Below are 26,483 nucleotides of genomic sequence, written 5' to 3' on the forward strand. Positions count from 1 at the left end.
TTTACTATGTCATGTTTGTTTTTGAGAATAATCCTCAATTAGGGATTGACACTCTCAACACTGCTTATTATGATCTAAATGATAATGAATTTCAATATCGGGAGGAAAAAGATGAAAAAGCGCATCAGCACGCTATTCGTATTTTTAATGGCCCTTATGGTGCTTTCTGCCTGTAATAGTTCAGAAAGTTCAAGCGACAGCGAGGGGACAAGTAGCAAAACCAGAACGGTTAAACATGCAATGGGGACATCAGACAACATTCCCGCCAATCCAAAACGGATTGTTGTTTTAACAAATGAAGGAACAGAGGCGCTCTTAGCGCTTGGCATTAAGCCTGTCGGAGCCGTAAAGTCATGGAAGGGCGACCCGTGGTATGACTATCTGAAAGATGACATGAAAGGTGTTAAAAACGTCGGTCTTGAAACGGAACCGAATGTGGAAGCGATCGCAGAATTAAAGCCTGATTTGATTATTGGCAACAAAGTGCGCCAGGAAAAAATTTATGATCAGTTAAATGCGATTGCGCCGACCGTTTTCGCCGAATCTTTGGCTGGGAACTGGAAGGAAAACCTGACTCTATATGCCAACGCGGTGAATAAGGCGGACAAAGGCAAGGAAGTCATTGCCGATTTTGATAAACGCGCTGCCAATTTAAAAGAAAAGCTTGGCGATCAGACAAATAAAACCGTTTCTGTCGTACGCTTTTTATCCGGCGAGTCAAGAATCTATTATACCGATTCATTCTCGGGGATTATTTTAGACCAGCTTGGCTTTAAACGCCCTGAAAAACAGGTGGAGCTGTTTAAGAAACAGAAAGATCAATTTACGTTCTCAACAGACAGTAAAGAGTCCATTCCAGATATGGATGCCGATGTGCTGTTTTATTTCACGTATAAAGCCGATAACGCAAAAGAAAATGAAAAATGGGCCAGTCAGTGGACAAGCAGTTCACTATGGAAAAACCTGAAGGCCGTGAAGTCAGGTAACGCCCATGAAGTCGATGACGTCGTATGGACAACCGCAGGCGGAATTAAAGCGGCAAACTATCTGCTTGATGATATTGAAACCTATTTCTTAAAGGCGAAATAAAAAAGGACTCCGTCTGGTTAGACGGAGTCTTTTTTGCTTTTACCGATCAGCCGCGTAACGAGGAACATGGTGACAGAAAGAGATCTGTTTTTCCGGTACGCCAAGTATTTGCCGCGCCACTCCGGTTTATATTTTTCTTTAAAGGCCCTGAGCCCGCTGAAACTGTACATGTATCTGACATTATTAAAAATGACAGCGGCAAATCTTTCTGACCAGAAGGATGTAAAGGCGGTGCCGACATTGGCCAAGGGCGCCATTCCCATGTTAAACGACGTACAGCCTTCCTCCTTCGCCCATAAAAACATGCGGATGAACAATGCGTCCATAATGCCGTTCGGGGCGTCATCACGGTAGCGCATCAGATCGACTGAGATTTCCCCTTCCTGATACATCGGCATGACATTTGCAAAGGCAACGATCTCTCCTTCTGCATTTTTCATGTAGGCGATCGGCGCTTTCTGTAAATATGAAGGAGCAAAAAATCCGAGCGAGAACCCCTTCTCCTTTTTCGAGCCGAGCCATTCATCCGAGATTTGTTTCAGTTCCTCCAAAAACGCATCAGAAAATGGGGGATGATCGATATGGAAGGTATATCCCTCCCGCTCAAAGCGGTTATTGATTGCCCGAAGACCGGCTTTTTTCTTCCCGGTCAAGGTAAATGTATTTAAATCCACATAGGCTTCCTCGCCCAGTTTAAAGAAGTTATAGCCGAAATCGTGATACAGCGCCATGTCCTCTCGTTCAATTTGATAGAACAGAACACTGAATCCTTTTTGATGCGCTTCGTTCAGAAATTCTTCCAGCACGAGCGGGAACGATTCTCTTCGGCCTGATGGATCGCCGAGCACGACCAGCCTTCTAGCGATTTTCCCAAACAGAAGCAGTGCATTCCCATCACTTGAAAAATAAAACCGCTTATCTCCAAGATAGCCGAGGTGGCTCAGCGCGTTCCCGCCATTTTGATTTAAAAATAAAGCAAGGCGATCGGGATCAGCTTTTTCCCCGATTGGTTTTGTCTTTTTATGATACACCACTGTAAATAAAAAGAAGAACAGCGGCACAATGATGATCGCCATGATGGTTGCATAGGTAATATGCGAGGTACTGTGGACGAAATATTCGTGGCGCATCACCTTCTTCATATGTTCCCAAATGAAACCTGCAATGACGTTATAGTTAAAGAGCGCCACAGTGAAAAGCGCTGCAGCGAAAATCATTTGTCCGAGCGTATAGGATGCCTGTTCTCGAACAAATTGTTTTTTCAATAGCACAAGCAATACAATAATCACCGGCAGTACGAATATCGCACTGATGTTGAGTCCTTTTAAGAAGCTGAACACAAAACCGCCCACAAGCGCTGTAATCGCCATCGTATAGGAGCGTTTTGTCCGTTTATAAAGCTCGATCGGCAAAATCAGCAATATAAGCGCTGAGCTTAAGGACAGGCCGTTGAACAGCAAAAGGGCCGGGCGCGGAATGTGCGGAATAACCGTCAGCCTGTCAATCGGCAAAGATACTGAAGCCAGTACAATCAGCCCGGCAACAAACACAATAAGGGAAAGCGAGCCCTGCAAAATTCTTAGTAATATCGCCCGCTGGACGACAAGCAAAACGTTTGTCGTCTCAATTGCCGGTGCGATGCGCGGATTCGTTTCGAGCCGTCTCATTGTATTTTCGGTCAGGTCGCCGGCAGCAAAGAACAATCCCAGACCGAATGGGATAAATGAATAGACGATCCTGTACAAGAGAATAGATGTCACAATGGCCTCCTGATGATAGCCAAGCTGCTCCATCCCGAGCAAAAACAAAAGATCAAATGAGCCGAAGCCGCCCGGCACGAGACTGATCATCCCTCCGATCGCCGCAATGACGAATACCCCGAACACATACCGGATATCAGCATGAATGCCCATGGCGAACAAAGACAGATAGATGACGCCTCCAGCCATTAGCCATTCGGCAACGGAAGCGCCGATATAAGCGAAAATCGGATTTTTCACTTTGTCCGCATTTTCTTCGTCTCCGGTTTTACGGCCTTTTATTTTAGAAACCGCTAGTGATAGCGGCAATAACAGCGCGAAACCGATAATGACCGCCCACAGCCAAGGCTTTTCATGAATCACTTCATCCACTGGCAGCACTCGTGCGGCGACGAAAATGCTGAAAACAGATAACCCGAGAAGCATTGAGGATGTAAGCCAGGCGATTCCTTTTACGAGCGCCTTATGGTCTTTCGTATGCTCTTTATAAAACATCATTCTTAACCCGACTCCGGCTAAACCGCCGAACCCGAGCACATTATTAAATGAATTGGCGATCCAGGAAACCCTGAATACCTTTCCGTTTGTAATCGAAAGGCGCAGTGAGTATTTCAGGACGTAATCATACAGCGACATGGCCGCAACAGCCAGCAAGCCGACCAATACAAGGATAAATAAGTCCGTACGTTCCAGGCCGTTGATGACCATGAGCGTGCGTTTGAATGACAGATTTGTCAGTTCTTTTTTTGATTGATAAATAACAAATAGTAAAACCGCAATAGGAAAAACAATTTTTAAAACGGATAAAGCATTCTTTTTAATCAGCAATGGTCTCTCCAATCATATTCTAGTTCAATCTGCTTCCCTAATAATCTCCCACTCATTATACACTACCGTTATTTTTCGGACAAAGTCCCGCATGCGGTTTCTGCTCACTTTCTTTCGGGAGTGAAAATCGAGTAATATGGTAAGAGGAGCGAATGATGAGGAAGTGATAAAATGGAATATAATTTACACGATACAACGGTATTAAACGAAAACATTCTTTCATCTGAGGAACGGGAAATATGGGTGCTTTATATGAAAGTCTTAACCTCTGCCGGGCTCGGTGACGTGTCCGAGTGGATGAAGCTGGATATGAGCATGCCGCAAATGAAAGTGCTGATGCTATTAAACAACCATGGAACACTGAAAGTAAGCGACATTGCTGAAAAAATGGGGGCTTCCCTGTCCAATACAACAGGGCTGCTTGACCGCCTTGAGAAATCAGGGTTTGTCAAACGCTCACATTCTGAAGAGGATCGCCGCTCAGTAGTTGTTCAGTTGACTGAGAATGCAAAAAATATTTTTCGTGGTCTTTATGAAAAGGGCCACCTGAAATTAAAGCGTTCCCTGGAACTGCTGTCTCCTGAAGAAAAGCGGGCTGTTTCCGAAGGGCTTTCTATCCTTTCAAAAGCATTAGAGAAAGTGAAAAAAGAATAAATTTTTAAGTCTGTCCTCCGCAAACCGCGGAAGCAGGCTTTTTTTATTTGACATTTAGTTCATTATGAATGAATAATATATTCAAAGTGAATAAAAAGGGGTTGATGAATATGTCTGAAGCATCGGTAGAGCAGAAAAGCCAAAAGTGGGCGATCAGCCTGTTTACCATCGGTGTGTTTATGGCTGCGCTGGATAATGGAATTATTTCGGCAGCTTTAACAACGATAAACGAATCGTTTGCCGTTTCTCCTTCCTGGGGGTCGTGGGGCATTACCCTTTATACGCTCGGCCTTAGCGTCAGTGTGCCAATCGTCGGAAAGCTTTCCGATCGCTACGGCAGAAAGAAACTCTTTCTCATTGAGGTTTGCCTGTTCGGACTTGGTTCTTTGCTTGTTGCTTTGAGCCAAAGCTTCCCGCTCTTTCTGATCTCACGGCTGATTCAGGCGCTTGGGGGCGGCGGGATTTTCATTATCGGCAGCTCACACATTCTCGCTACTCTTCCAAAAGAAAAACAGGGGAAGGCGCTTGGGCTGCTTGGTGCGATGAACGGGATGGCCGCTGTTCTCGGGCCGAATATCGGAAGCTTTCTGCTTGACTGGACCGGATCTTGGCATTGGCTGTTTTTGATTAATCTGCCGATTGCCGTGTTATTGGTTGTTTTCGGTGCATGTTTTATTGCAGAAACAAAAGCGCCTGAAGCTAAACGCCTTGATACAGCGGGAATCCTCCTTCTATCCCTGTCGATTTTAGCTGTGATGTACGGCATGACGAATCTTGACGGGGCAAATCTCTTAAAAAGCTTGGGAGATCTAGAGGTTTATGGATGTATTGGTTTTGGCATTCTTTGTTTTGCAGGGCTTATCTTGTTTGAAAGGCGGGTTGAAATGCGCGGGGGCGATCCGATTTTGGCGTATTCTCTGCTGCGCAACCACATGTTTCAGCGCACGCTTATTATCGGTTTGTTATCTGGCGGACTCTTGGCGGCGGTCATTTTTATCCCGTCATATGTTGAGCAGTATTTGGGTGTCCCTGCTGTAAAAGCAGGCTATTGGATGACACCGCTTGCGTTAGCTTCAGGAATCGGCGCTTGGCTCGGCGGAGCGCTCACCGACAAAAAAGGTCCGGTGAAAACCGTTATTCTTTCGGGAATCATTTCATGTGCGGGATTTGCTTTATTTCCGCTTTGGGTGACGGAGAAATGGGAGTTTGTAATCGCTAGTGTGGCGGCAGGCATCGGTTTTGGCTTTCTGTTAGGCGCCCCGCTAAACGTCCTTGTATCAGAGGCGGCGAAAACGAATAAAGGCACAGCGCTTGGCACGCTTTCATTGGTGAGGCAAATCGGACTGACATTGGCGCCTACTCTTTATGCAGGTTTTATCACAGCCGCTTTTGACCAAATCGGTGATGAAATCAAAAACCGCTTATCGGATAGCGGACAATCAGAAACGGCGATGCAAGCGATTCCGAAGATCGACAGTTCTGATGTTTCTGCTTTACAAGCACAAATCGAACGCATTCCCGTGCCTGAAGTCAAAACCGCGATAAGCGATGCCATTCACGCGAGTGTCGCCAGCGGCTATGATCATTTATATGCAGCGGCGGCTGTGATTTCACTGCTGGTGATTGCCACTATGACTCTTCCGGCTTTCCGCCGGCAAAAGCGTTAAGACCACCCCATCCGTTTGGAAAGCTCCGTAATATGGGCGATATGATGATGTGAGTGCCAGACATACAGCCCCAGTGCGTTCTCCAGGGTCATGATTTCTTTTGTGTCGGGGTGATAAAAACCACATTGAAATTGCTGATCCGTCAGGGTGCGAAGAAGAGCCGCCCATCGCCCGTGAAGCGCCTGCAAAAGTGCGAGTGAACCGCTCGGATCAGCTGTTTTCGGGTCCTTTAGCTCCGACCACGCTTTTTCATCATATGGACGGATGGCCGGTGTCTCTTCCGTCAAGCTCAGTTTAAATCGAATATAGCTGTTCATATGACTGTCAGCCAGATGGTGAACAACTTGCCGAACGGTCCATCCCCCGTCCCGGTACGGTGTGTCAAGCTGGCTGTCCGTCATGCCTTCAACGGCTTGTTTCAGTTTTGCCGGCACTTCTTCAAGGGCTTGAATCCATTCTGCTTTTTGCTCCTTCGATACGAATTTCCTCGGCTTGTATTCTCCAATTGGGTAGCTTAGATTGGCTATAGTCATGTACGTTCTCCCTTCTGATTCATCTTCTCCTTTATTTTACAAGAAAAAGATTGTATCTTGCGATTATTTCTCATACAATAAAAACGACACTAGTGTCATTTTTATTAAACAGGAGGATAAATCATGGAAAAACCGTTGTTTCGCAATCAAAAAGGGCTGATAACACTGTTAGCCTCGCAAACCATTTCTTCACTTGGAGACTGGCTTCACATTTTGGCCGTGCTAACGTTAGCCGCTTTTCAGCTTCACGCTTCACCGTTAGATATGTCATTTTTGATGATGTCCTTCGTTTTGCCTGTCATTGTACTCGGTCCGGTATCGGGTTTGCTTGCCGACCGCTTTGACAGAAAAACGATCATGTTTCTATCTGAAATCGGCCGTGCCCTCACCGTTATCAGCTGCGTTTATGTCAGTGAGCTTTGGCAGCTTTACGTATTGCTAAGCCTCCAGAGCTGTTTTTCTTCACTTTTTTCACCTGCTAAAAACGGGAAGCTTAAGGAATTGACTCCAGAAGCGCACATTCAGCAGGCCGTTTCCGTCAGCAGCATCATTGATAACAGCTCTAAAATTTTCGGTCCTGCCCTCGGCGGCATGCTGATCGGCACAGTCTCTATTCATTCTGTTTTCTATATCAACGCCGGCGCCTTTCTTCTATCCGCTGTTATTTTGTTTTTTCTCCCCAAAGATGCTTTTTTACCAAAAGCCCATACACCTCAAGAAAAAACATCGGCACTCGCTTCTATAAAAGAAGGCCTTCAGTTTATGAAACGGGTGCCGCTTCTTTTAACAGGCTTGCTCACCGCTTGTATTGTTCTCTTTGTTTTGCAGATTGGTGATTCGCAGGCGATCATTCTTATCCGTTCTTTTTCAGGCGCTCCGCCTGAGCTTGCAGGCTGGTGCATGGCCGTCAGCGGAGCCGGCATGCTCCTTACGGCGGCAATTGCCGGCAGACGGCGAATCACCTCTTATTTTCTTTATTTCTCAGCTGGGACCTTTCTGCTTGGACTAGCAACTGGAGGCGTGCCATTTCTGAGCGGAATGGGAATTGCCGGCATTGCTCTTTTTATTTTCGCTTTTTTCATCATGGGAGCGGCTTTCGGTCTTGTCCATATTCCATTTCAAATTCTCGTGCAGACAACAGTGCCTGTCGATTACAGCGGCAGAGTGTTTGGCGCCATTCAGAGCGCGACGACCCTCGCCTCCATCCTCGGCATGGCGGGCGGGGGTGTACTGGCGGAATGGATCGGTGTATCACTTGCATTTCTTGTCTGCGGCTGCTTGCTGATCATGGTTGGGTTGATTACACTTGTAGGTAAGAAAATTGCAGAAAGCAGGCGATATCTTGTCACCGAAAGTAACAAAGGAGCACAAGGATAAACGGCAGGCCGAGATTTTAGAGGCTGCCAAAACCGTTTTTAAACGAAAAGGATTCGAATTAACGACAATGAAAGACGTTGTGGAAGAGTCAGGTTTTAGCCGAGGCGGTGTCTATCTTTATTTTTCAAGCACTGAGGAGATGTTTCGCCGCATCATTGAAGCCGGGCTTGATGAAGGGCTCCAGAAGCTTGATGAATCAGCTGAACACCAAAGCGTTTGGGCCGCCATTTCCAGCTACTTGGATGAACTGGCTGATGGCCTGCTTGATGCAGCGGATACATTGGCGCCGGTGCAGTTTGAATATTTAGTGACAGCTTGGCGCAATGAAGAGCGGCGGCAGTATTTGGAGAAACGATATGATCTTTTTGTAGAAAGGTTTTCAAAGCTATTGCAAAAAGGAATCGACCAGGGGGAATTTCAGCCTCTGCAGCCGCTGGCGACGATTGCGAAGTTTTTCCTCAATATGAATGACGGCATCATCCAGAACGCGCTTTATTTTGATGAGGAAAAGGCTGATGTATCTGGACTTGCTGAATCTGCAAAATTATATTTCAAAACGGTACTGCAAGTGGATGAGAAATAAAAAACACGGCAGGAGAGAGGCTCCTGCCGTGTTTTTTTACCCTGCGTGATCACCCACTTCTACTATTGCTTTCTTCTGTTTTGGCTGATAGACCTTCCCCACAAATAAATAACCGTATTTGAATTTATTCAATGCCCATGAGGTCAGGATCGGGCCGGCTGTGCACACGGCAAACAACAGAAGAACAGCAGGTACGGCAGGAATTCCTGGCATGTTTGTAAACAAAACATAGCCTATGATCATAAAATAGGCATGCAGAAGATAAATCGAAAAGGAATAGTTGCTGATAAACATCACGATTTTCGGCACATGCTTCATGTTAGAAAACAAGTGAAAGCACAGGAAAATCATGCTTGTCGAATACAGCATAATATCAGGCCGTTTCGAACTGATCATGCCGGTTTCTCCGCCATAAGAAACAGTGACAACCAGCGCAGCAGAAGCTAGCGCGGCGCCGTATATCACCCGGCGGTATTGATTCAGCAGCGCTAAAAAACGCTTGTACTCTTTTCCGCAATAGTAGGCCAGACAAAAGTAGAAAAGCCAGCCTGTGAACGGAACCCAGAAGAACGGAAACGCCCCTCCCTCTTCAGAAGCAGGAGCCGGGCTGACTGCTGAGAAATAGCTTAAATAAGCGGCTGTCACCACAAATGAGATGGACAGCACCCATTTCGGCGATGCTTTTTTCAAATGCTCGTGAAAAATTATATGCAAAATGTAAAATTGAAAGATAACGAGAATAAAGTATCCGATAAAGTTTCCCAACAATACGTTCGCCAGGTATTTTTGCACAAACGCGAGAAAGGTCACCTCTCCTCCCATCGCACTGGTCATCAACAGTGCGTCAATAGACGCGATAAATAAAAAAGGAACGAAAATCACTTTTCCCCGTTTCTTTAAAAAACCGTCCGGAACCCCATCAGGATAAGAACGGGCCAGCAAAAATTCAGAGATGAAAATGAAAGCAGGCGTGCTGAACATCAGGAGTGTGCGAAAAGAATCTATAGTGTGAGAAATATTAGCGAGAGCTTCTGCCTGAAGCATCAGGACCATTGAAATGATATGGAGCAGGACAACACATAAGCACGAAATGCAACGGATCATAAAAATTTCTTTAATTTGCATAACAGCGCTCCTTTTATTTCAAATTTTTAGAAATCGTTGGTTGTACCTTAACATGTCTGCTCTATTTAAAAAAGTGGCTGATGTCATAAATTGGCGTATGTATTATTGACTACGTCCATAAAAACCTCTGACTTTTTGGTGTATCTTTCTCAGACGAAATTGCTAAGAGAATCCAAAAAACCTGCTGTCACGGAGACGGCAGGTTTTTTTTAGGATGATATTAATTTGTATTGAGGCCTCCGCCATTCAGACCTTCTTTGATATAGCCGTTCACTTGGCTATTCGAAAGCAAGCCAATATGGCTGATGCCATAAAGCTGGATGTTTCTCGCTCCTTGTAATCGAGACAAGCTATTGATTACGATTTGATCATTTAGGCTGTAGATAGATGTATAGAGAATTTTTTTGATTAGGATCTGTACCTGGCAGCGCAACAGATGACACTAAACCATTAGCCCCTCCAAGCGTTACGACATTTTGAATCTTGTTGCCCCCGCCTAGATATTTAATATAGTACAGCGTGTGCGCCTCCCATACTATGAGCCACAATATCTACTTTTTTGGCTCCCGTCTCTTTTAAAACACGGTCAATATATGAAGCGAGCTGCGGGCCGTTATTTAGATTGTTCCCTGTTTTATCATAAAAATCAATTGCATACAGTTTGTTGCTTTGCCAGCCTTGAGAAATTAAGTAGTTTTTAATAGCAAAAAAGTTGTATGAGGCACCGCTTATTCCATGAACAAGAACAACAGGATTATGCACTGATTCAGCTTTTGCGCTTGACGGCGGAGCGGCTAGAACAGATAGAATCAGCGATAAACAGATGACAGATGCAATAAGTACTTTTTTCACATTCATTCCCCCTTAAAAAATTGATACCACCAATTTCCTCTTATATATATAAAATCAATATTGTTAATATTTTTCAGAAAAATCAAATTTGAGCATAGCCTTTTGATATGATTGAGGGAGATGAATTTCATATTACCTGTTATCTTTATTTTACAAGCAGACCGGGTTGTGTTCCCTTCCTCCCTTTTCTATAATAAGGGGAATAGGCAGTTAGGATCACAGGTGAGCGCTGGCTCATCTTTTTTATGAAACAGCCATAGACACGGAGGATAGCATGAGAGTATTAAAATACGCCATATTAGGGCTTTTGCGAAAAGGCGAATTGAGCGGCTATGATATTACGAGTTATTTTAAAGAGGAGCTCGGCCAATTTTGGAGCGCCAAGCACAGCCAGATTTACCCTGAGCTCAAAAAGCTGACGGAAGAAGGATTTATCACGTTCCGGACAACGATTCAGGGCACGAAGCTGGAGAAAAAGATGTACACTCTGACAGACAGCGGAAAGCAGGAGCTGCATGACTGGCTGATCCGTCATCAGCCGATACCGGAGACGGTGAAGGATGAATTTATGCTGAAGGCTTATTTCATTTCTTCCCTATCGCGGCAGGAGGCTTCTGATTTGTTCACAGACCAGCTGCGAAAACGCAAAGCCAAGCTGTCTGATTTGCAGGAAAGCTATGAAAAGCTTATGGTTTCAGCGGAGCCGATGTCATTTACTTCACCGGACTTCGGGCACTATCTCGTGCTGACGAAAGCGCTGGAGCGGGAGAAAAATTACGTTTCTTGGCTGGAATCGATTTTAGCGATAATAGATGGGGATTAATCGGGAGCGGCCTTCAGGCTGTTCCCATACTTTATGCGGGGGGACGAACGATGAATGTGACATTGCGTGAATTAACAGGGGAACTGATCCGGGTGGTGCCAATGGACAAAAGCCATATTCAAGGTTTATATGAAGCTGCAAATGATGAAATCATCTGGGCCCATTTACCAAAAACGATTACAACACTGCATGATATGGAGGCTTTTATAGAGGAAGCGCTGCAAATGAAAGCGTCCGGAGCAGAATTTCCATTCGTGATGATTCATCGTGAAACTGGCAAAATCGTCGGCACGACGCGATTTCTGTATATGTCATCCGCTTCAAGGAGCCTTGAGATCGGCTGGACATGGCTGCACCCTTCAGTGTGGGGCACCTCAGTCAACACAGAATGCAAATATTTGCTGTTACAGTATTGCTTTGAACAGCTCAACACGATTCGGGTGCAGTTTAAAACAGATGAGCGGAATGTCAGATCGCAAAAGGCGATTGAACGGCTGGGAGCAGTCAAAGAAGGCATATTGCGAAACCAAATGATCAGAAAAGACGGAACATTCCGTAATTCGGTGTTTTACAGCATTATCGACAGTGACTGGCCGTCCGTGAAACAACATTTGGAACAGAGACTGAAGCTTACAGAAAAAGCAAAATGATCCTAAAAAAACATCTGCCCCGAAGGCAGATGCTTTTTTACGCTCGGAGCGCTTTCAGCCCCGCTGCGAAGGTAACCGCCGCAAACGCAAGCAAGATGCCGCAGATCCCGAGAATATCTGTGACGTGTGCACCGTTAGCGATAATCTCAGTCAGCCCGCTCATCGCCCACTTTTGCGGAAGAAATTCAGCAACGGACTGCATAAACTTCGGCTCGATGTCTATCGGCCAATACATTCCGCTTACCATACACGTTGCGATGACGAACAAGTTACCGAACGCAAGCTGCTGTTCCGGCGTTCTGACATTGGCCGCAATTACCAATCCGATGCCGACAACGGTCAGCAGAAAAAGCGACACTAACACAATCACCGCAGCCGGATTGCCCCAGCTGATGCCAAACAGCCAATGGGTAGCGAGAAGCAAGATGCCGAATTGAATCCAGCCAATGACGAAGAAGGACAGCACATACCCCGCACCGATTTCCGCCCGGCTGACAGAGGCTGTAAGCAATCTGGACCAGACGCCGTTTTTTCTTGCTTCAAGAATGGTTCCCGCCGCCCCCATCATGGTCAGCATGACAAACAGGATGGAAAAGCCTGCTGCTCTGGAAGCTGTGTCACTTGCGTCTGCACCCTCTTTTTGATTGCTGAGCGTCTTTCGTTTTACGGCTGGCGCTGCATCTTCGTGATCTTTGGCGATAACCGTTTTATAAGCCGCCTTCCAGTTCTCTCCCGCTGCCTGAGCTGCCGTTTTCGCCGCGGCAACTTGAATATTGAGCTTTGCCAATGTGCTTTCCGCGTACTGTTTGGCCATCGGCGCTTCCGACAGCTCCGGGCCGTGGCCGAAGATCAGCTCAGGATTTTTTCCTTTTTCCAGCTGTGCCTGAAATGAGCGGGATATGATGATGATCCCGGCAATTTTCTTTTGTTTCAGCTTTTCTGACGCTTTGCTTTCAGACATGTTTTCGAATGTATACATATCATCGTGTGACTTCAGCTGCCGAATGTAATGCTGTGAGAGAATCGTGTCGTCCTGATCAACGATCGCAAACCGCAGCTTGTCGTCATTGCCGCCGAGCATCCCCCCAAATACAAAGGTCAGCAAAAGCGGGGCAGCAAACATCATCAAATAGTTCTGCCGCTTCTTGAAAATGAGAGAAAGCTCAATGCCGCAAATGGCTATGATTTTTTTCACCTTGGTGTACCTCCTTATCTTGTATGAAGCCGTCTGATACCAAGCACGAGCGAACAAAGGCCGATCGCCGCAAAAAGAAGCACAGGCTTTTGAAGGTCAGCCCAGCCTCCCCCTTCCATTAAAGAAAGAAAGCCGTCAAGCGCCCATCGATTCGGCACCGCTTTGGATACAGACTGCAAGAAGTCAGGAAATTGGTACAGCGGCAGCATGGACCCGCCGAGAACCGCAAGCAATTGAATGCCGAAGCCGCCTATCGCATCGGCCGATTTCATATCGCTGATGCACGACGCAAGCAGCATGGAAATGCCGGATACAGCTGCAGCGTATGAAAGCCCGAGTACACTCACAAACAGCAGATTATCGCCCCAGTCCACACCGAATACATTGATCGTGACGATCAGAAAAATAAAAAATTGTATGATGGCAAACAGATAGGTCCCAAGCCATTTTCCGAAGAGAATGGCGTATTTTTGCACAGGCGTCATCAGCATTCTGGCAAGCGTCTCCGTATCCTTTTCCTGTAAGAATGATTTCGCCCCGACTGTCATATGAAACAGCATAAACATGCAAAGCATTGCCGCGGAATAGTATTGAAAACTCGTAACGGCCTTGTTGCCGACTGATTTTTCCGCAATAGTCAGTTTGTCACCCGTTTCTTTTTCAAGCGTCTTTACCAGCTTTTCTGCAATCTGTGAAGGATCAAGTTTTCCTTGCTTTACAGCTGCCGTTTTGCTGACGTAGTCCATTGAGGCTGATGCGGCTTCCCGAACCGCTTTATATTGCTCTATAAAAGAGCCGGCGGCTGTTTCGATGATGGAACTTTTTAATGTTTGATCAGGGTCAGCATAGACAAAAGCTGACGTTTTGCCGGCTTCCCAATGGCTCGGGATAACAATACCGACATCGATTTTCTTTTCATCAAGCAGTTTCTTCATCTCTTCTTCACTGCTGGCTTGTGTGACCTTTATCGACTTCATTTTTTTGAGCACATCTGTTTTAAACATATTCGCTGCATCTGACTGGCCTGATCGGAAATAGCCGACTTTGATGTCGTCAATCTGGCTGCCTCCGTCAACAACCGATCCAAGCGCTGCCCCTAAAATACAGGTCAGGATCAGCGGCATTAAGATAAGCATCATAAACCCTTTTCTGTCCGTGATTCTGATTTTGACATCCTTCCATGCGATCCATATGCTTTTTTTCATAGCCGTCCCTCCTTAATCCCGCAAAGTGCGGCCGGTCAGATTCAGAAACAGGCGCTCCAGATTCGGTTCCTGCACCTGAAGAGACAGCAGGTTTGTATGATGGGCAGCGGCTTCCGCAAGCAAACTGGTGACGACTTTCTCATGATGAGCCGCAGCAATGCCAATTTTGAGCTCTGACTCATGTACTGTCACATCATTCACATGAGCCAGGGAACGGATCGCACAAAGAAACGCTTCATCAATTCCGCTGACCGTGAGCTGAATGATGGTATCGCCTCCAAGGCGGCTGCACAAATCGGTTTTTGTGCCGATCGCAATCATTTCTCCCTGATCAATAATTCCGATCCGGTCGCATAAATACTCGACCTCTTCCATGTAATGACTCGTATAGATCACCGTCATGCCCGTTTCATTGAGCTGTTTCACCGTTTCCAAAATATGATTTCTCGATTGAGGGTCGATACCGACAGTCGGTTCATCCATGATCAGCAGCTCAGGCTTGTGCATTAAGGCGGCACCAATGTTGATTCTCCGTTTCATCCCGCCTGAGAATGTTTCAATTTTATCTTTGGCCCGCTCAGTCAGGCCGACATATTCAAGGACCTCTGCCGATCTTTTTTTGGCCTCGCCATGCGTAAGTCCGTACATTTTCCCCCAAAACAGAAGATTCTCATGAGCCGTCAGCGTCGGATATAAAGCAATTTCCTGCGGGACAACGCCGATTTTTTGTTTCGCTTTGGTGGTTTCTTTGCCAATTATATAGCCGCCCACTGTGATATTCCCGCTATCATGCGGCACGAGGCCGGAAATCATCGAGATGGTTGTGGACTTCCCCGCGCCGTTTGGTCCGAGCAGCCCGAACGACTCCCCTTTTTGCAGGGAAAAAGAAATGCCTTTCACGATTTTTTTTTTCCCATAGGCCTTTTTGATGTTTTCTGCTTGCAGCACGTCGTTTCACTCCTTTTTTAATCCCATTGCCATTGTAGAAAAAAGAAGGGCGTGCGGCATGTAGCGCCGGATAGAACATAAGGCATGAAAAAAAAGCCTGTAAAAGGCCTTTTCAGAGAAATGTATATGCTGAATGTCATATGTCAAAAGACAGATACACCATATCTGACTGAATAGATGGCGGCTTGGGTTCTGTCTCTGACAGACAGCTTGCTGATAATGTTCGAAACGTGATTTTTCACTGTGCCTTCTGTAATGTACAGCTTCTCGGCAATTTCTTTGTTATTCAGCCCGTACCCCAGCTCAGCCAGAACTTCCATTTCACGATCGGTCAGGTCGAACAGCTCCTTAGGTTTTTCTTTGTCGTTTATTCCTTTCAGCTGTCTTTCACGCTTCCATTCATTCAGCATTTGGGCAGTCAGTTCCGGAGGAAGCACCATTCCGCCAGATTGAACGGTCATCACCGCTTTGACAATCGTATCGGCTGACATGTCCTTCAGCAGGTACCCGCTCGCTCCTTCTTCAAGTGCTTCCGCAATCAGCTCTGAATCCTTGAAGGTTGTCAGCATCAAAACCTTTACGCCGGGCAGCGAGCTTGTAATCAGTTTTGTCCCTTCAACTCCGTTGGACACCGGCATTCGGATGTCCATTAACACAATATCCGGCTCAAATTCTTTCGCCTTTTCGAAGGCTTCCTGCCCGTTTCGCGCTGTTGCGATCACCTCAAGCTCTTCTCTAAGCTGAAGCAGAGATGCCAGGCCTTCTCTGACGATATCCTGATCGTCGGTAATGATGATCTTAATCATGATAAACTCTCCTTTTGCTGCGCGGGCCCGAAACTCCATTTTTTATTGGCAAGTGAAAATTCCGCGATTACAGTAAATCCTTGATCCCGTTCGCTCTCAAAGCGGATCATTCCGCCATGCTCCGCTGTCCGTTTTTTCATATTCAAAAGACCAAAGCCGAGTATCGCCTCGGGATTTCCTTTTCCGTCATCCTTAATGACAAGGCTGATGCTGTCTGTTGTGCAGGCAAGCTGGATCGAACAGGCTGTGGCGCCGCCATGCCGTTTGGCATTGGTCAGAGCTTCCTGCACCGTCCTGACCAGAGTCGGATGAAGAGACAGCGGGATCGTCGCCGGATCGCCGCTGACCGCAAATTCGGTTGTGACGCCCGCATTTTTGTAAAAGTCTTCTGTCAGCTGTTTTAGTGAATCGATGACCGAAGGAGCATTTTCCGTTTGCAGAGTGCGCACTGATAAGCGGACATCATCAAGCGCTTCACGGGCAAGCGTTTCACATACCCCGACCGTCTCCTCAGCTTTTTGGCCGTCTCTTTTTTGCCATTCACGCAGAAGCTGCAGCTGGACGAGAAGCGCCGTCATTTTATGCCCCACTGTATCATGGATTTCCCTTGCCATTCTGTTCCGCTCGTAAATGGCAGTCAGCTCTTCAACCTGCTTCGCATATAAATGCAGCTCCTGGTGCGCAGCAGACAGCGCCAGATGGGATTCCGTCAATTCCTGATACTGCTGTTTTGCCGTTTCCTGCGCATCCAGCAGCTTGCGGATTAATTTGCCGACGACTCCGCAGAAGACGACGAATGTCATGCTCGACAAATGATCGATGACAGATTCATTACCGAACATCAAATATGTACGGATGAGGACGATCAAAAACAAAATAGAGCATAGACATAAGACAGACCAACCGGTTCTTTTATGAAACCCACACAGAAAAAAGGCGACTGCAACCGGACAAAGCATGATAATGAATAAACCCGTGCCGGGAAAGATAAATCCGAACGAAAAGCCGACCGCGATATCAATTAAACAAAACCAAATTGCATTTGTCTCTGGCTTCTGTAAAAAATGATTGGCTGCATACACAGCAGCACCTATTGCTATAAATGCATATTCAAACCTGTTATTCTCTTTCACAATGGACAGATACATCAAACAGCTCACCATCAAGGTGAACATTCTCGTAAAAAACAGAGCCTTCACGCTCATCACTCCCGTTACCCAATTCCCTTCTTATCATACCTGCCTCAAGGTATTTTTGACAGGAGTTTCTGGAAATCAAAAAATCCCCCTGCCATTTTTTCGGCAAGGAGATTACAGTTAACTAACAAACATAATATGGACGCCGGAAACAGGATCTTTCACACGGAAGCTGTTTTCCATTTCTTCGATCGAATATCCGGCATGTTTGACTCGGTCTGCCACTCGATCCAGTTCCTCTTGATGAGGCAGGACAACAGTGTAATCGTCTAATCCACTGGCATTTGTCGGTTTAGGCGGCGCGTTTCTTCCCGCCCAAATATTTAAGCCGATATGATGATGGTAGCCTCCGGCTGAAACGAAGAGAGCAGACATGCCCGCATAGTTCCCGACAATGTCAAAGCCCAGCACATCTGTATAAAACGCTTTTGCTTCTTTCAAATCACTGACATGCAGATGAATGTGTCCGATAATTGTATCGTTCGGAAGCGCTGCTTTCCGCTCATCTCCGGCTTCTTCCAATAGACCTTCGATGTCAACAGCGGCTGTCGTCATGACGTAGTTTCCTTCACGATCACGCTGCCACGTGCTGCGGGGGCGGTCAGCGTACATTTCAATGCCGTTCCCATCAGGATCAGACAGGTAGAGTGCTTCGCTGACTGCATGATCCCCTTGTCCGATCGCAATACCATAGTCAATCAGCCGGGCAAGCGCGATACCAAGTTCCTTTCTGTTCGGAAGAAGAATCGCAAAGTGATATAGGCCCGTCACAGACCGTTCAGGCAAGACGACGGCGCTCGGATTTTCTTCAAGAATAAGCAGTACGCGTTTTCCATCAGCCGTTAATTCAGCTTGCCGATCCGTCTTTTGTAAGACTTGAAAGCCGATGACGTTACAGTAGAACTGAAGAGAACGCTCCAGACTGCGGATTGTGAGTTTGACATAGCCAATATTTGTATCATCATGAATGCTGGTCATGCTGAATGCCTCTTTTCTTATGCTGCTACGTTTTCGCTCTTTTTTCCTTTAAACACAAATGGATCCAGTGCCAAGAAACGGCTTCCTGAAAGCGCCAGGTGGATGGATGTCAAAAGCAGAAGGTAATCAAATTCCGCATTGCCCATGAAAGGCGCTTTCAGCTTGACTGTGATGATGGCTCCGATCAGCGTGAGAGCAAACAGAACACCGACAATACGTGTAGCCAATCCGAAGAAGACGAGCACGCCGCCAACGAGTTCAATTGCTGCGATGACATACGCCATAAAGCTTGGAAGGCCTATGCTGCCGAAAAATTGGATGGTGCCCTCCATTCCCTGAAACTTTGATAAACCGTGAACAAAAAAGATAATACCTGTCATAACTCTTAAAAGTAATGTGCCAATTTCAAATGAATTATTCATTTTATCCTCCTTGATAAATGTTATCAGTTACTTAATGTAAGTTAGTATATATACATAACTTATTTACGTCAAGTAATTTCGTTACATTTTACAAAAATGAAATAAAAGAACTATAAAACTGTAACAAAAAAGACCTTTGTGCAGGACAAAGGTCTATTTCTCAAATTGGCTTTCATATAAGTCACTGTAAAATCCTTTTTGCCGAATCAGCTCGCTATGGCTGCCTTTTTCAATCATCTCGCCGTCTTTTAGCACCACAATCTGATCCGCTCTTTGAATGGTATTCAGCCTGTGGGCAATGATGACGCTTGTTCTCCCCTCCATTAAACGGGCGAGCGCTTCTTGAATGTTGACTTCTGTTACGGTATCAATGTTGCTTGTCGCTTCATCCAATATGAGAAGAACCGGGTCGGCAAGCACCGCCCTCGCTATAGAAATCAATTGTTTCTGTCCTTGGCTGATGCCTGATCCGTTTTGCGTCAACACGGTTTCGTATCCTTTTGGCAGCCTTTCAATAAAGCTATGGGCGTTCGCTGTTTTTGCAGCGGCTTCGACTTCCTGATCAGAAGCATCGAGCCTGCCGTAGCGAATATTTTCTCTAATCGTTCCCTGAAACAAGAACGAATCCTGAAGCACAAACCCCATGTTTTTCCTAAGGCTTGCTCTAGTAAGGGTTTTAATATCTGTACCGTCGATTAAAATCCTTCCCTCATTAGGTTCGTAAAAACGGGCGAGCAGGTTCGTGACGGTTGTTTTCCCCGCTCCCGTCGGGCCGACAAACGCGATGGACTGTCCGGCAGGCACGGTAAACTGTAAATGCTTCAGTGTCTGCTGCCCTTCATCGTAACCGAAGGACACATCCCGGAATTCAATACTGCCTGTTTGGATCGGCTGATGAACGGCGTTCTTTTCATCCTCGCGCTCTTCTTTTTCATCAAGTACGTCAAACACCCGTTCAGCACCGGCAATGGCGGACAGCATTGTATTAAACTGGTTGGCCAGATCGTTTAAAGGGCGTGTGAATTGCCTTGAATACTCGGCAAAGACGACGATAGAGCCGATCGAGATCCAGCCTTTCAGCGCGAACAGACCGCCGATTGCCGCAATCATCGTAAAGCTTAGGTTATTCAAAGAGTTCATGACTTTCGGGATAAAGCCGGAAATCGTCTGTGCCCAGAAGCCCGACGTCTTGAGCGCGGCGTTTTTTTCGAGAAATTCGGCTGTGATTTGCTTTTCACGCGAATAGGCTTTGATGACCTTTGCGCCGGAAACGGATTCCTCAATATATCCATTCAGCTCACCAAGGTTTTTCTGCTGTTCTTTAAACAGCTTTCCCGTCCGGTTGGTGATCCATTTCAGGCTCACAGCCATCACCGGAATGATGGTCAGGGTAATCACTGTAAGGAGCGGGCTCAAGTACAGCATGACCGCAACCGTCCCGACAAAGGTGATGACACTTGACAATATTTGAATGACTGACGTGTTTAAGGTCGAGCTGACATTTTCGATGTCATTTGTCACCCGGCTCATCAGCTCGCCGTGCCGCTGTTTATCAAAAAACGGAATCGGCAGCTCATGCAGATGAGTGAACAACTCGCTTCTCATTCTGAAAACAGTGCCTTGCGAAATCGTAATCATCCAATAGTTTTGAAACCAGAGCGACAGAGACTGAATCACATAAATGACGAGCAAAAGAAGCAAAACGGGAATCAGTCCGTTGACCGTGCGCCCGACGATAAAATGGTCGATGGCCTTTCCGATCACAAAGGGGCCGAGAAGCCCGAATATCGCGCTGATGACAACCATCAGCATGACAAGGATGAGCAGTCCTTTTCGTTCAGCCAAGTAAAACCAGATTCGCTTCAGTGTGCCTTTTGCATCCTTTGCTTTCGTCCGCTTTTTCGCGCTTTCTTTTTTGTCGATTGGCAGTTTGGGATATTGGAAAGGCTTGCGGATGTCTTTTAGCACGACTCACTCCCCTCCCTTCCGAATTGCGACTCGTAAATGCGCTTGTATAACTGAGATTCAGAAAGCAGCTTACTGTGCGTACCTTTTTCAATCAGTTCGCCATCCTCAAGCAGCAAAATCTTATCAGCTTTCATCGCCGTGGTCATTTTTTGCGTAATGATCAAAGTTGTGCACTCATAGGCGCTGATCGCCTCAAGCAGCTTCGCCTCCGTTTGCAGGTCGAGTGCACTGGTGCTGTCATCTAAAAGAAGGATGGCCGGCTTTCTGATCAGACCCCGCGCAATGGAAATCCGCTGCTTCTGGCCGCCGGACAGGTTGACGCCTCTTTGCCCCAATACAGTGTCATATCCATTCGAGAGCTTCATAATCGTTTCATGAATTTGCGCATGTTTGGCCGCTTCCATTATTTCATCAAGTGAAGCATTTTCTTTGCCCCAAGCGATATTTTCTTTGATTGTGCCGGAAAACAGGAGCACTTCCTGCGGTACATATCCAATTTGCTTGCGAAGCCCCTCGGCCGGAACATCACGAATCGGCTTTTCATCTATGTAAATGCTGCCTGAATCCGACTGATAAAGCCGCGGAATGAGCTGAAAGAGCGTGGATTTGCCCGCTCCCGTCGCTCCGAGAATCGCGATGGTTTCCCTTGGATTTACGGAAAATGAGACATCTCGCAGCGCTTCTCTGTCCATGTCAGGATAACGGAAGGATACACGCTGAAACACAATCCGTCCCGACAAACGATCAGGTATGATCCCTTCCTCTCCTTCATCGCCCTCCGTTTCAAGCACCTCGCCGATTCTATCTCCAGAAGCTTTAGCCCGGGTGAAAATCATAATCAAAAACGGAAACATCGAAAGCGCGCCCGTCATTCGTGTTGCGTAGTTAATAATCGCGACAACATCACCGACCTGAGTGCTTCCGCTCGTGATACTGTGGGCCCCTGCCCACAAAATCAAAAGAATGCAGAGGTTCATCAGCAGCATCAGCACAGGCATCGTGAATTCCACAAGCTGAAATGCTGAAACTGTTTTTTCCATCAGCCTTGTGTTGGCTTTGATAAATCTTTTGACCTCGTGGCTGCCGCGAAGCAGCGCTTTGATCAGCTTGATTGCGGTTAAGTTTTCCTGCATGACGGTGTTCACCTGATCCAGCCGTTTCTGCACTGAGCGGAACAGCGCCCCGCCTTTCTTTAATACCCATAGCAAAAACAAGATCAAGATCGGGATGGTCACAAGCAGAAAAAAGCCGAGCTTCACATTAACGGCCAGCGACAGCACAATGCCGCCTGCAATCATTAACGGAGCCCGCAGCATAAACCGCAAACTCATAAAAATCATATTTTGAACCTGTGTGACATCGTTTGTCAGCCTTGTGATATAAGAAGAGGACGAAAACTGTCCAAATGTCGAATAGGAGAAGGACTGGATTTTTTGAAAAAGCCCTTTTCTCGTATCATAGGAAAAGCTTTGACTGACATGGGCGGCATAAAAGGAATTCAGCATTCCCGCCGCAAATGATAACACGGTCAGTCCAATCATGACCGCGCCCCATGTCCACACATGCCGGAGATCTTGCTTCAATATCCCATCGTCGATGATTTTTGCGATCAATAGAGGCTGCACCAGTTCAACCGCAAGCTCCGTCAGCATGAGAACCAGGGCAATTCCCACCAGGAATGAATGTGGTTTTAAAAACGATAAAGCCTTTTGCATGTAAAAGCCTCCAAACCCCTTTTTACTCGATTGTCTCTTTCTTTACTTTACTATGATGGTCTTTTTGACGGCAAACGAAAACCCTCCCAAGAAGGAGGGCTGGCTTTATTGATTCAATATTTTTTCCACACGCTCCCGCATCTGCGGAACGCTTAATCCGATAATCACCTGAAACGCCTTTCCATTCCTGACGACCCCGTGTGCGCCAAGCGCGCGGAATACGCTGTCGGACTCAACCTTTGTTTCATCCTTGACGCTGACTCTAAGGCGGGTGGCGCAGTTTGTCACTTCAGTGATGTTGTCTTTTCCGCCCAGCGCTTCAACATACAGAAAAGCGGTGTCATCTGCCGTTTCAGCAGCGGCGGCCGTTTCGTCCCTCTTGTTTTTTCTGTCTTTGTATTCTTGTTTCGAATACAGCTTTGTTTCCTGCTGGTCATCCTTTTCCCGTCCTGGTGTGGCGATATTGAATTTGAGGATTAAAAATCGGAAGACGAAAAAATAAATAGCTGTAAAAGAGAGCCCGATCAAAATTTGATACACATACGTCATACCGTGGCTGCCAAAGAGCGGAATCCAGTTCAAGGTAGCCGCTTCGATCAGCCCGCCTCCCATGTTTCCGACGACACCAGCCAAATACATGACGGTCGACATTGATGCCGCAAGCACGGCGTGAACCGCAAATAAGAAAGGAGAGATGAAAAGAAAAGTGAACTCAATCGGCTCTGTAATACCGGCGACAATCGCCGTCAGCGTGACAGGAATCAGCAGTCCTGCGACGAGTTTTTTCTTTTCCTTGCTGGCTGTGGCATAAAACGCCAGGGCGATCCCCGGAATGCCGAAGATTTTCGAGTTGCCGTGGAGCGCGAAGCCGCCTTGCGGGAAGAGCTCCTTCAGTGATTTGGCACTTTGCGAATATTCCCCGAGATGCTGTGCCCAATACGTGACGATCCCGCCTTCCGCTACAGCAGGCCCGTAAATAAACGGCGTGTAAATAAAGTGATGAAGCCCGGTCGGAATCAAAATCCGTTCTAAAAACGTATAAATCCAAACGCCCACCGCCCCCGAAGCAACCAGGAAGCTTTGCAGCGAGCCGATTCCCGTCTGAACCATCGGCCAAATATAAGACACGGCCAAGGCAATCGGGATCATAATGAAGAAGGAAATCATCACAATATACGTTGAGCCTTGAAAGATGCCGAGAAAATCGGGCAGTTTTTTATCGAAATAACGATTATGCAAATAGACGACAATCGAAGAAATAAAGATGGCCCCGATAATGTTGGTATCAAGCGTTTTGATGCCCGCGATCATCGTTAACCCACTCGTTCCGCCGGCCTCTTGGTTCATGTCGACGCCAAACGCGCCTCCCCATACCGTCAAGATCGAGCTCACAAAGTAATTGAACGTCAAGTAAACCGTAAGCGCTTCCAAACAAGCGCGAGCCTGAGCTTTCTTCGCCAAAGCAACCGGGATTCCGATGGCGAATAAGAGCGGCATTTGATTAAATACTGTCCAGCCGCCCTGCTCAATGATATACCAGCACTGATACCACAACCCGTCTGGATCGGCGAGCGGACCCATGAGGGTTTGATTTTTAAATAGCGTACTAACCCCGACGATGATGCCGGCGAACGCGAATAAAAGAACAGGCACAAACATCGCGCTTCCAAAGCGCTGAATTTTTTGCATCATACCAGAACCCCCCCTGTTACTCAATGTCATTTTTTTCTGCCTCTTTGTAATCAACATATGCGCGGAACAATGCTTCGCCAACGATAAAAAAAGGTGTAAAAGCGACAATTTCCGTTTTATCGCTTAATGTCACAGGTTTGCTTGTCGCATAAAGATTGTGCGGAGTCAGCTGGGCGAGGACATTGTTTTTTAAATTCGTAATGGAAATAAAGGGAATACCCTTTGCAGAAAGCATTCTTGCCTGAGGAATCAGCTCCGGTGTTTCTCCGGAAAGAGAAATGATGATAAACAGATCGTTTACTTTAAAATCGTCCCGCATCAGATTAAATTCATTTCTGTCTTCAATCATAATGAGATACCGATGGCGCGGAATAAACATTCTTTGCAGATCACGAGCGCAGATCTTTTGCGCATTTCCTGATCCGTACACGAAAATGCGGTCTGCTTCATCAATCAGCTGGCACATGTCCGTCATGTCCTTTGTCCTCAAGAACTTCAGATTTGATTCAATATCGTCAAGCAGCTTTTGAAAACTCATATTCTCGCCTTCTTCCGGCTGATCTTCCCACTTTAAAAAGACGCGAAATTCACTGTAGCCGCTGAAACCGAGCTTTTGGGCAAGCCGCAAAATCGAGGAACGCGATACGCTGCAGGCTTTGGCCATTGCGTCGATTCCAAGGTGATAGCACGTGTGCTTGTGATTCAATATATATTTTAAAATATGAAAATCGTTGTCATTTAATTTGTTATAGTGCTGATTAATCAGTTCTTCGAGCTGCATATCAGATTCCCCCCATTTTCTTTCTATTATATACAATTACAGATTCAAAAATGGGGGAATTTCAGTTATGAAATGCGGGTTGGGCTTTGATCAAGCTCTGGCCAATAGTCTTTGTTGGCCTCTATTAAATCCTCGAGAATGAGCCTTGCCACACGCGCGTTCGGCACTGTTTTTGACAGAATCAGCGCTTGCCAGAGCTTTTGGAACGATTTCTCTGCCCACGCTTCAACCGTCAGTTTTTCAACGGATACCTGCTGCTCCATCAGCCCCTTTTGGAATTGCGGAATGGTGCCGACGGTGATCGGTTCAGGCCCATTAGAGCCGACGATACATGGCACCTCGACCATCGCAGTCGGGTCAAAGTTCGCAATCGCGCCGTTGTTTTCAACGATCAACAGCATTCTTTCACCTGTGTTGTAGGCAATTGCCCGGGCCAGATCAACGATATATGATGCGTGATCATCTATTTTGATTTCGCTGTTTTCCGAGGACTGCTCGCGTGTGATCATGTCACATTGACTGAAAATAAAGGCTTCGCGCCCTTCCATCACTTCGTTTGCCCGCGTATGATTCGGATTTGATTTTTTCACCATATCATCCGGGAACAAATAATATTGCAAATACGTATTCGGCAGTGTGTCAGGATCTGCGGCCTGTACGTCACGCGCTTTGGCGAATGTATCATTCCAGCTCGCCTCTACAGCTTCAGCCTCCGTCTTCGGAATATACCCGTATTGAGATACATGCTCCTTCAGCTTCGGCATTAAATCGTTGCCCTCTTGATCATGAATCGATGTCCACCAGCCGAAATGATTTAAACCATAATAGCGGACCTTCATGTCTTTTCTTGAGGACAGGCCGAGAATGTGCGCCATCCGGTCTTCGATTCCGACCGGCATATCACAGATATTAAGAATTTTCGAATTCGGTCTGAGGCGTCTCGTAGCTTCGGCTACAATCGCCGCCGGGTTGGAGTAATTAAGCATCCATGCATCAGGCGAGTATGTTTCCATGTAATCTAATATTTCAAGCACGCCGCCGATCGAACGCATGCCGTATGCGATACCGCCCGGCCCGCATGTCTCCTGGCCGACAACTCCGTACTTCAGCGGAATTTGCTCATCGAGCGCACGCATCGCGTATTTCCCTACCCTAATGTGCGCCATGACAAAATCGACATCTGTAAAAGCTTCTTCCGGGTCAGTCGTCGCTGTAAATTCAATGTCCGGCGCTTTTTCTCTAATAAAAACATCACAGGCGCCCGCAATGCGATCCTGTCTTTCCTTATCATTATCATACAGCTTGAGCTTTCTGATCGGAAACTCCTCCAAATGATCCAAGAGCATCAGAACGATCCCTGGAGTGAAAGTGCTTCCTCCGCCCGCTATTACGATTGAGAATGATTTTTTCTTCATATGACGACCTCCTTGATAACGTTTACAATTCCATTTATACCATGGGAAGGCCCGTCCCGTAACACGTTTGGCGCACTTAGGTCATTTGATCAACTTTAGTGTTTTTTCCCATAGGGCGGGAAATTTCTCGCTTGCCTTACGTCCGAGAGATTTGTTTTTTTTACCTTTTTTGTAATCTCAAAGTCTCATCAACTGTGAAATTTAAGTGAATATACACCCTT

The 26,483-nt window shown here is 46.5% G+C and carries 22 protein-coding genes and 1 pseudogene; 7 read left to right on the plus strand and 16 right to left on the minus strand.

Features of this window, described 5'->3' with window-relative positions; all coding sequences use genetic code 11:
• Nucleotides 1-111: 111 nt before the first annotated feature.
• Nucleotides 112-1,089 carry an ABC transporter substrate-binding protein gene (locus ACMX2I_RS17505; protein WP_414957684.1) on the plus strand — a complete coding sequence of 326 codons (978 nt, stop codon included), beginning with the start codon at nt 112-114 and terminating at the stop codon, nt 1,087-1,089.
• A 17-nt stretch (nt 1,090-1,106) separates the two neighbouring features.
• Here the strand turns inward: ACMX2I_RS17505 and mprF are convergent, their stop codons facing one another.
• Nucleotides 1,107-3,677, minus strand: a complete 2,571-nt coding sequence (gene mprF, locus ACMX2I_RS17510) for a bifunctional lysylphosphatidylglycerol flippase/synthetase MprF (RefSeq protein WP_414957686.1) — start codon at nt 3,675-3,677, stop codon at nt 1,107-1,109.
• Between the two features lie 171 nt (nt 3,678-3,848).
• On the opposite strand from mprF, the gene ACMX2I_RS17515 reads away from it, so the two are divergent.
• Together ACMX2I_RS17515 and ACMX2I_RS17520 are read left to right on the plus strand one after the other, a co-directional pair.
• A complete protein-coding gene (locus ACMX2I_RS17515; protein ID WP_087992603.1) occupies nt 3,849-4,331 on the plus strand; it encodes a MarR family transcriptional regulator in 483 nt (160 codons plus the stop codon).
• A 110-nt stretch (nt 4,332-4,441) separates the two neighbouring features.
• Nucleotides 4,442-5,998 (plus strand): MFS transporter, encoded by a 1,557-nt coding sequence (locus ACMX2I_RS17520; protein WP_414957687.1) that lies wholly within the window; start codon nt 4,442-4,444, stop codon nt 5,996-5,998.
• On the opposite strand, the gene bstA is transcribed toward ACMX2I_RS17520, so the two are convergent.
• Nucleotides 5,995-6,531, minus strand: a complete 537-nt coding sequence (gene bstA / locus ACMX2I_RS17525; protein ID WP_414957689.1) for a bacillithiol transferase BstA — start codon at nt 6,529-6,531, stop codon at nt 5,995-5,997. The two genes, ACMX2I_RS17520 and bstA, sit on opposite strands and share 4 nt — an antisense overlap.
• Before the next feature lie 123 nt (nt 6,532-6,654).
• Here bstA and ACMX2I_RS17530 point away from each other — a divergent pair, with 123 nt between their 5' ends.
• Together ACMX2I_RS17530 and ACMX2I_RS17535 are read left to right on the plus strand one after the other, a co-directional pair.
• Complete coding sequence (locus tag ACMX2I_RS17530) at nt 6,655-7,908, plus strand: MFS transporter (RefSeq protein WP_414957691.1); 1,254 nt, start codon at nt 6,655-6,657, stop codon at nt 7,906-7,908.
• The gene (locus tag ACMX2I_RS17535) at nt 7,874-8,491 is read left to right on the plus strand and encodes a TetR family transcriptional regulator (protein ID WP_289346718.1); all 618 of its coding nucleotides are present in this window, start codon (nt 7,874-7,876) and stop codon (nt 8,489-8,491) included. The genes ACMX2I_RS17530 and ACMX2I_RS17535 overlap by 35 nt, the downstream gene beginning before the upstream one ends.
• A gap of 36 nt (nt 8,492-8,527) precedes the next feature.
• Here the strand turns inward: ACMX2I_RS17535 and ACMX2I_RS17540 are convergent, their stop codons facing one another.
• Together ACMX2I_RS17540 and estB are read right to left on the minus strand one after the other, a co-directional pair.
• Nucleotides 8,528-9,616: an acyltransferase family protein gene (locus tag ACMX2I_RS17540; RefSeq protein ID WP_414957693.1), complete on the minus strand. Its 1,089-nt coding sequence runs from the start codon at nt 9,614-9,616 to the stop codon at nt 8,528-8,530.
• A gap of 220 nt (nt 9,617-9,836) precedes the next feature.
• Nucleotides 9,837-10,468 (minus strand): annotated as a pseudogene (estB, locus tag ACMX2I_RS17545) (esterase EstB).
• Between the two features lie 274 nt (nt 10,469-10,742).
• On the opposite strand from estB, the gene padR reads away from it, so the two are divergent.
• Nucleotides 10,743-11,291, plus strand: coding sequence for a transcriptional regulator PadR (gene padR, locus ACMX2I_RS17550; protein WP_222143824.1), 549 nt, complete (start codon nt 10,743-10,745; stop codon nt 11,289-11,291).
• Nucleotides 11,292-11,341: 50 nt separating this feature from the next.
• Nucleotides 11,342-11,941, plus strand: a complete 600-nt coding sequence (locus tag ACMX2I_RS17555; protein ID WP_414957694.1) for a GNAT family N-acetyltransferase — start codon at nt 11,342-11,344, stop codon at nt 11,939-11,941.
• Between the two features lie 37 nt (nt 11,942-11,978).
• Here the strand turns inward: ACMX2I_RS17555 and ACMX2I_RS17560 are convergent, their stop codons facing one another.
• From ACMX2I_RS17560 to glvA, 12 genes are all read right to left on the minus strand, one after another.
• Nucleotides 11,979-13,136, minus strand: a complete 1,158-nt coding sequence (locus ACMX2I_RS17560) for an ABC transporter permease (protein WP_414957696.1) — start codon at nt 13,134-13,136, stop codon at nt 11,979-11,981.
• Nucleotides 13,137-13,150: 14 nt separating this feature from the next.
• Nucleotides 13,151-14,341 carry an ABC transporter permease gene (locus ACMX2I_RS17565; protein ID WP_414957698.1) on the minus strand — a complete coding sequence of 397 codons (1,191 nt, stop codon included), beginning with the start codon at nt 14,339-14,341 and terminating at the stop codon, nt 13,151-13,153.
• A gap of 12 nt (nt 14,342-14,353) precedes the next feature.
• A complete protein-coding gene (lnrL, locus tag ACMX2I_RS17570) occupies nt 14,354-15,289 on the minus strand; it encodes a linearmycin resistance ATP-binding protein LnrL (RefSeq protein WP_414957700.1) in 936 nt (311 codons plus the stop codon).
• 143 nt (nt 15,290-15,432) lie between these two features.
• The gene (gene lnrK / locus ACMX2I_RS17575) at nt 15,433-16,095 is read right to left on the minus strand and encodes a two-component system response regulator LnrK (protein WP_414957702.1); all 663 of its coding nucleotides are present in this window, start codon (nt 16,093-16,095) and stop codon (nt 15,433-15,435) included.
• Nucleotides 16,092-17,294: a sensor histidine kinase gene (locus ACMX2I_RS17580; protein ID WP_414957704.1), complete on the minus strand. Its 1,203-nt coding sequence runs from the start codon at nt 17,292-17,294 to the stop codon at nt 16,092-16,094. The genes lnrK and ACMX2I_RS17580 overlap by 4 nt, the downstream gene beginning before the upstream one ends.
• Before the next feature lie 117 nt (nt 17,295-17,411).
• The gene (locus tag ACMX2I_RS17585) at nt 17,412-18,269 is read right to left on the minus strand and encodes a VOC family protein (RefSeq protein WP_414957706.1); all 858 of its coding nucleotides are present in this window, start codon (nt 18,267-18,269) and stop codon (nt 17,412-17,414) included.
• A 17-nt stretch (nt 18,270-18,286) separates the two neighbouring features.
• The gene (catD, locus tag ACMX2I_RS17590; protein ID WP_414957708.1) at nt 18,287-18,691 is read right to left on the minus strand and encodes a DoxX family oxidoreductase CatD; all 405 of its coding nucleotides are present in this window, start codon (nt 18,689-18,691) and stop codon (nt 18,287-18,289) included.
• A gap of 153 nt (nt 18,692-18,844) precedes the next feature.
• Nucleotides 18,845-20,659: an ABC transporter ATP-binding protein gene (locus ACMX2I_RS17595; RefSeq protein ID WP_414957709.1), complete on the minus strand. Its 1,815-nt coding sequence runs from the start codon at nt 20,657-20,659 to the stop codon at nt 18,845-18,847.
• Nucleotides 20,653-22,374, minus strand: a complete 1,722-nt coding sequence (locus ACMX2I_RS17600; RefSeq protein ID WP_414957711.1) for an ABC transporter ATP-binding protein — start codon at nt 22,372-22,374, stop codon at nt 20,653-20,655. The genes ACMX2I_RS17595 and ACMX2I_RS17600 overlap by 7 nt, the downstream gene beginning before the upstream one ends.
• 105 nt (nt 22,375-22,479) lie before the next feature.
• Nucleotides 22,480-24,066, minus strand: coding sequence for a PTS maltose transporter subunit IIBC (gene malP, locus ACMX2I_RS17605; protein WP_087992584.1), 1,587 nt, complete (start codon nt 24,064-24,066; stop codon nt 22,480-22,482).
• Between the two features lie 16 nt (nt 24,067-24,082).
• The gene (gene glvR, locus ACMX2I_RS17610) at nt 24,083-24,847 is read right to left on the minus strand and encodes a MurR/RpiR family transcriptional regulator GlvR (RefSeq protein WP_202328276.1); all 765 of its coding nucleotides are present in this window, start codon (nt 24,845-24,847) and stop codon (nt 24,083-24,085) included.
• A gap of 65 nt (nt 24,848-24,912) precedes the next feature.
• A complete protein-coding gene (gene glvA / locus ACMX2I_RS17615) occupies nt 24,913-26,262 on the minus strand; it encodes a maltose-6'-phosphate glucosidase (protein WP_414957713.1) in 1,350 nt (449 codons plus the stop codon).
• Nucleotides 26,263-26,483 lie beyond the last annotated feature (221 nt).

This window comes from Bacillus sp. SW14, assembly GCF_047608225.1.
In the GTDB taxonomy this organism is placed as follows: Bacteria; Bacillota; Bacilli; order Bacillales; family Bacillaceae; genus Bacillus; species Bacillus subtilis_G.

Coding starts and splice junctions, on each gene's coding strand:
- catD (WP_414957708.1), bottom strand. CDS start 18,691: ATGAATAATTCATTTGAAATTGGCACATTACTTTTAAGAGTTATGACA.
- ACMX2I_RS17505 (WP_414957684.1), top strand. CDS start 112: ATGAAAAAGCGCATCAGCACGCTATTCGTATTTTTAATGGCCCTTATG.
- glvA (WP_414957713.1), bottom strand. CDS start 26,262: ATGAAGAAAAAATCATTCTCAATCGTAATAGCGGGCGGAGGAAGCACT.
- ACMX2I_RS17530 (WP_414957691.1), top strand. CDS start 6,655: ATGGAAAAACCGTTGTTTCGCAATCAAAAAGGGCTGATAACACTGTTA.
- ACMX2I_RS17555 (WP_414957694.1), top strand. CDS start 11,342: ATGAATGTGACATTGCGTGAATTAACAGGGGAACTGATCCGGGTGGTG.
- ACMX2I_RS17520 (WP_414957687.1), top strand. CDS start 4,442: ATGTCTGAAGCATCGGTAGAGCAGAAAAGCCAAAAGTGGGCGATCAGC.
- bstA (WP_414957689.1), bottom strand. CDS start 6,531: ATGACTATAGCCAATCTAAGCTACCCAATTGGAGAATACAAGCCGAGG.
- ACMX2I_RS17540 (WP_414957693.1), bottom strand. CDS start 9,616: ATGCAAATTAAAGAAATTTTTATGATCCGTTGCATTTCGTGCTTATGT.
- ACMX2I_RS17600 (WP_414957711.1), bottom strand. CDS start 22,374: ATGCAAAAGGCTTTATCGTTTTTAAAACCACATTCATTCCTGGTGGGA.
- lnrK (WP_414957702.1), bottom strand. CDS start 16,095: ATGATTAAGATCATCATTACCGACGATCAGGATATCGTCAGAGAAGGC.
- ACMX2I_RS17515 (WP_087992603.1), top strand. CDS start 3,849: ATGGAATATAATTTACACGATACAACGGTATTAAACGAAAACATTCTT.
- ACMX2I_RS17585 (WP_414957706.1), bottom strand. CDS start 18,269: ATGACCAGCATTCATGATGATACAAATATTGGCTATGTCAAACTCACA.
- glvR (WP_202328276.1), bottom strand. CDS start 24,847: ATGCAGCTCGAAGAACTGATTAATCAGCACTATAACAAATTAAATGAC.
- ACMX2I_RS17565 (WP_414957698.1), bottom strand. CDS start 14,341: ATGAAAAAAAGCATATGGATCGCATGGAAGGATGTCAAAATCAGAATC.
- malP (WP_087992584.1), bottom strand. CDS start 24,066: ATGATGCAAAAAATTCAGCGCTTTGGAAGCGCGATGTTTGTGCCTGTT.
- padR (WP_222143824.1), top strand. CDS start 10,743: ATGAGAGTATTAAAATACGCCATATTAGGGCTTTTGCGAAAAGGCGAA.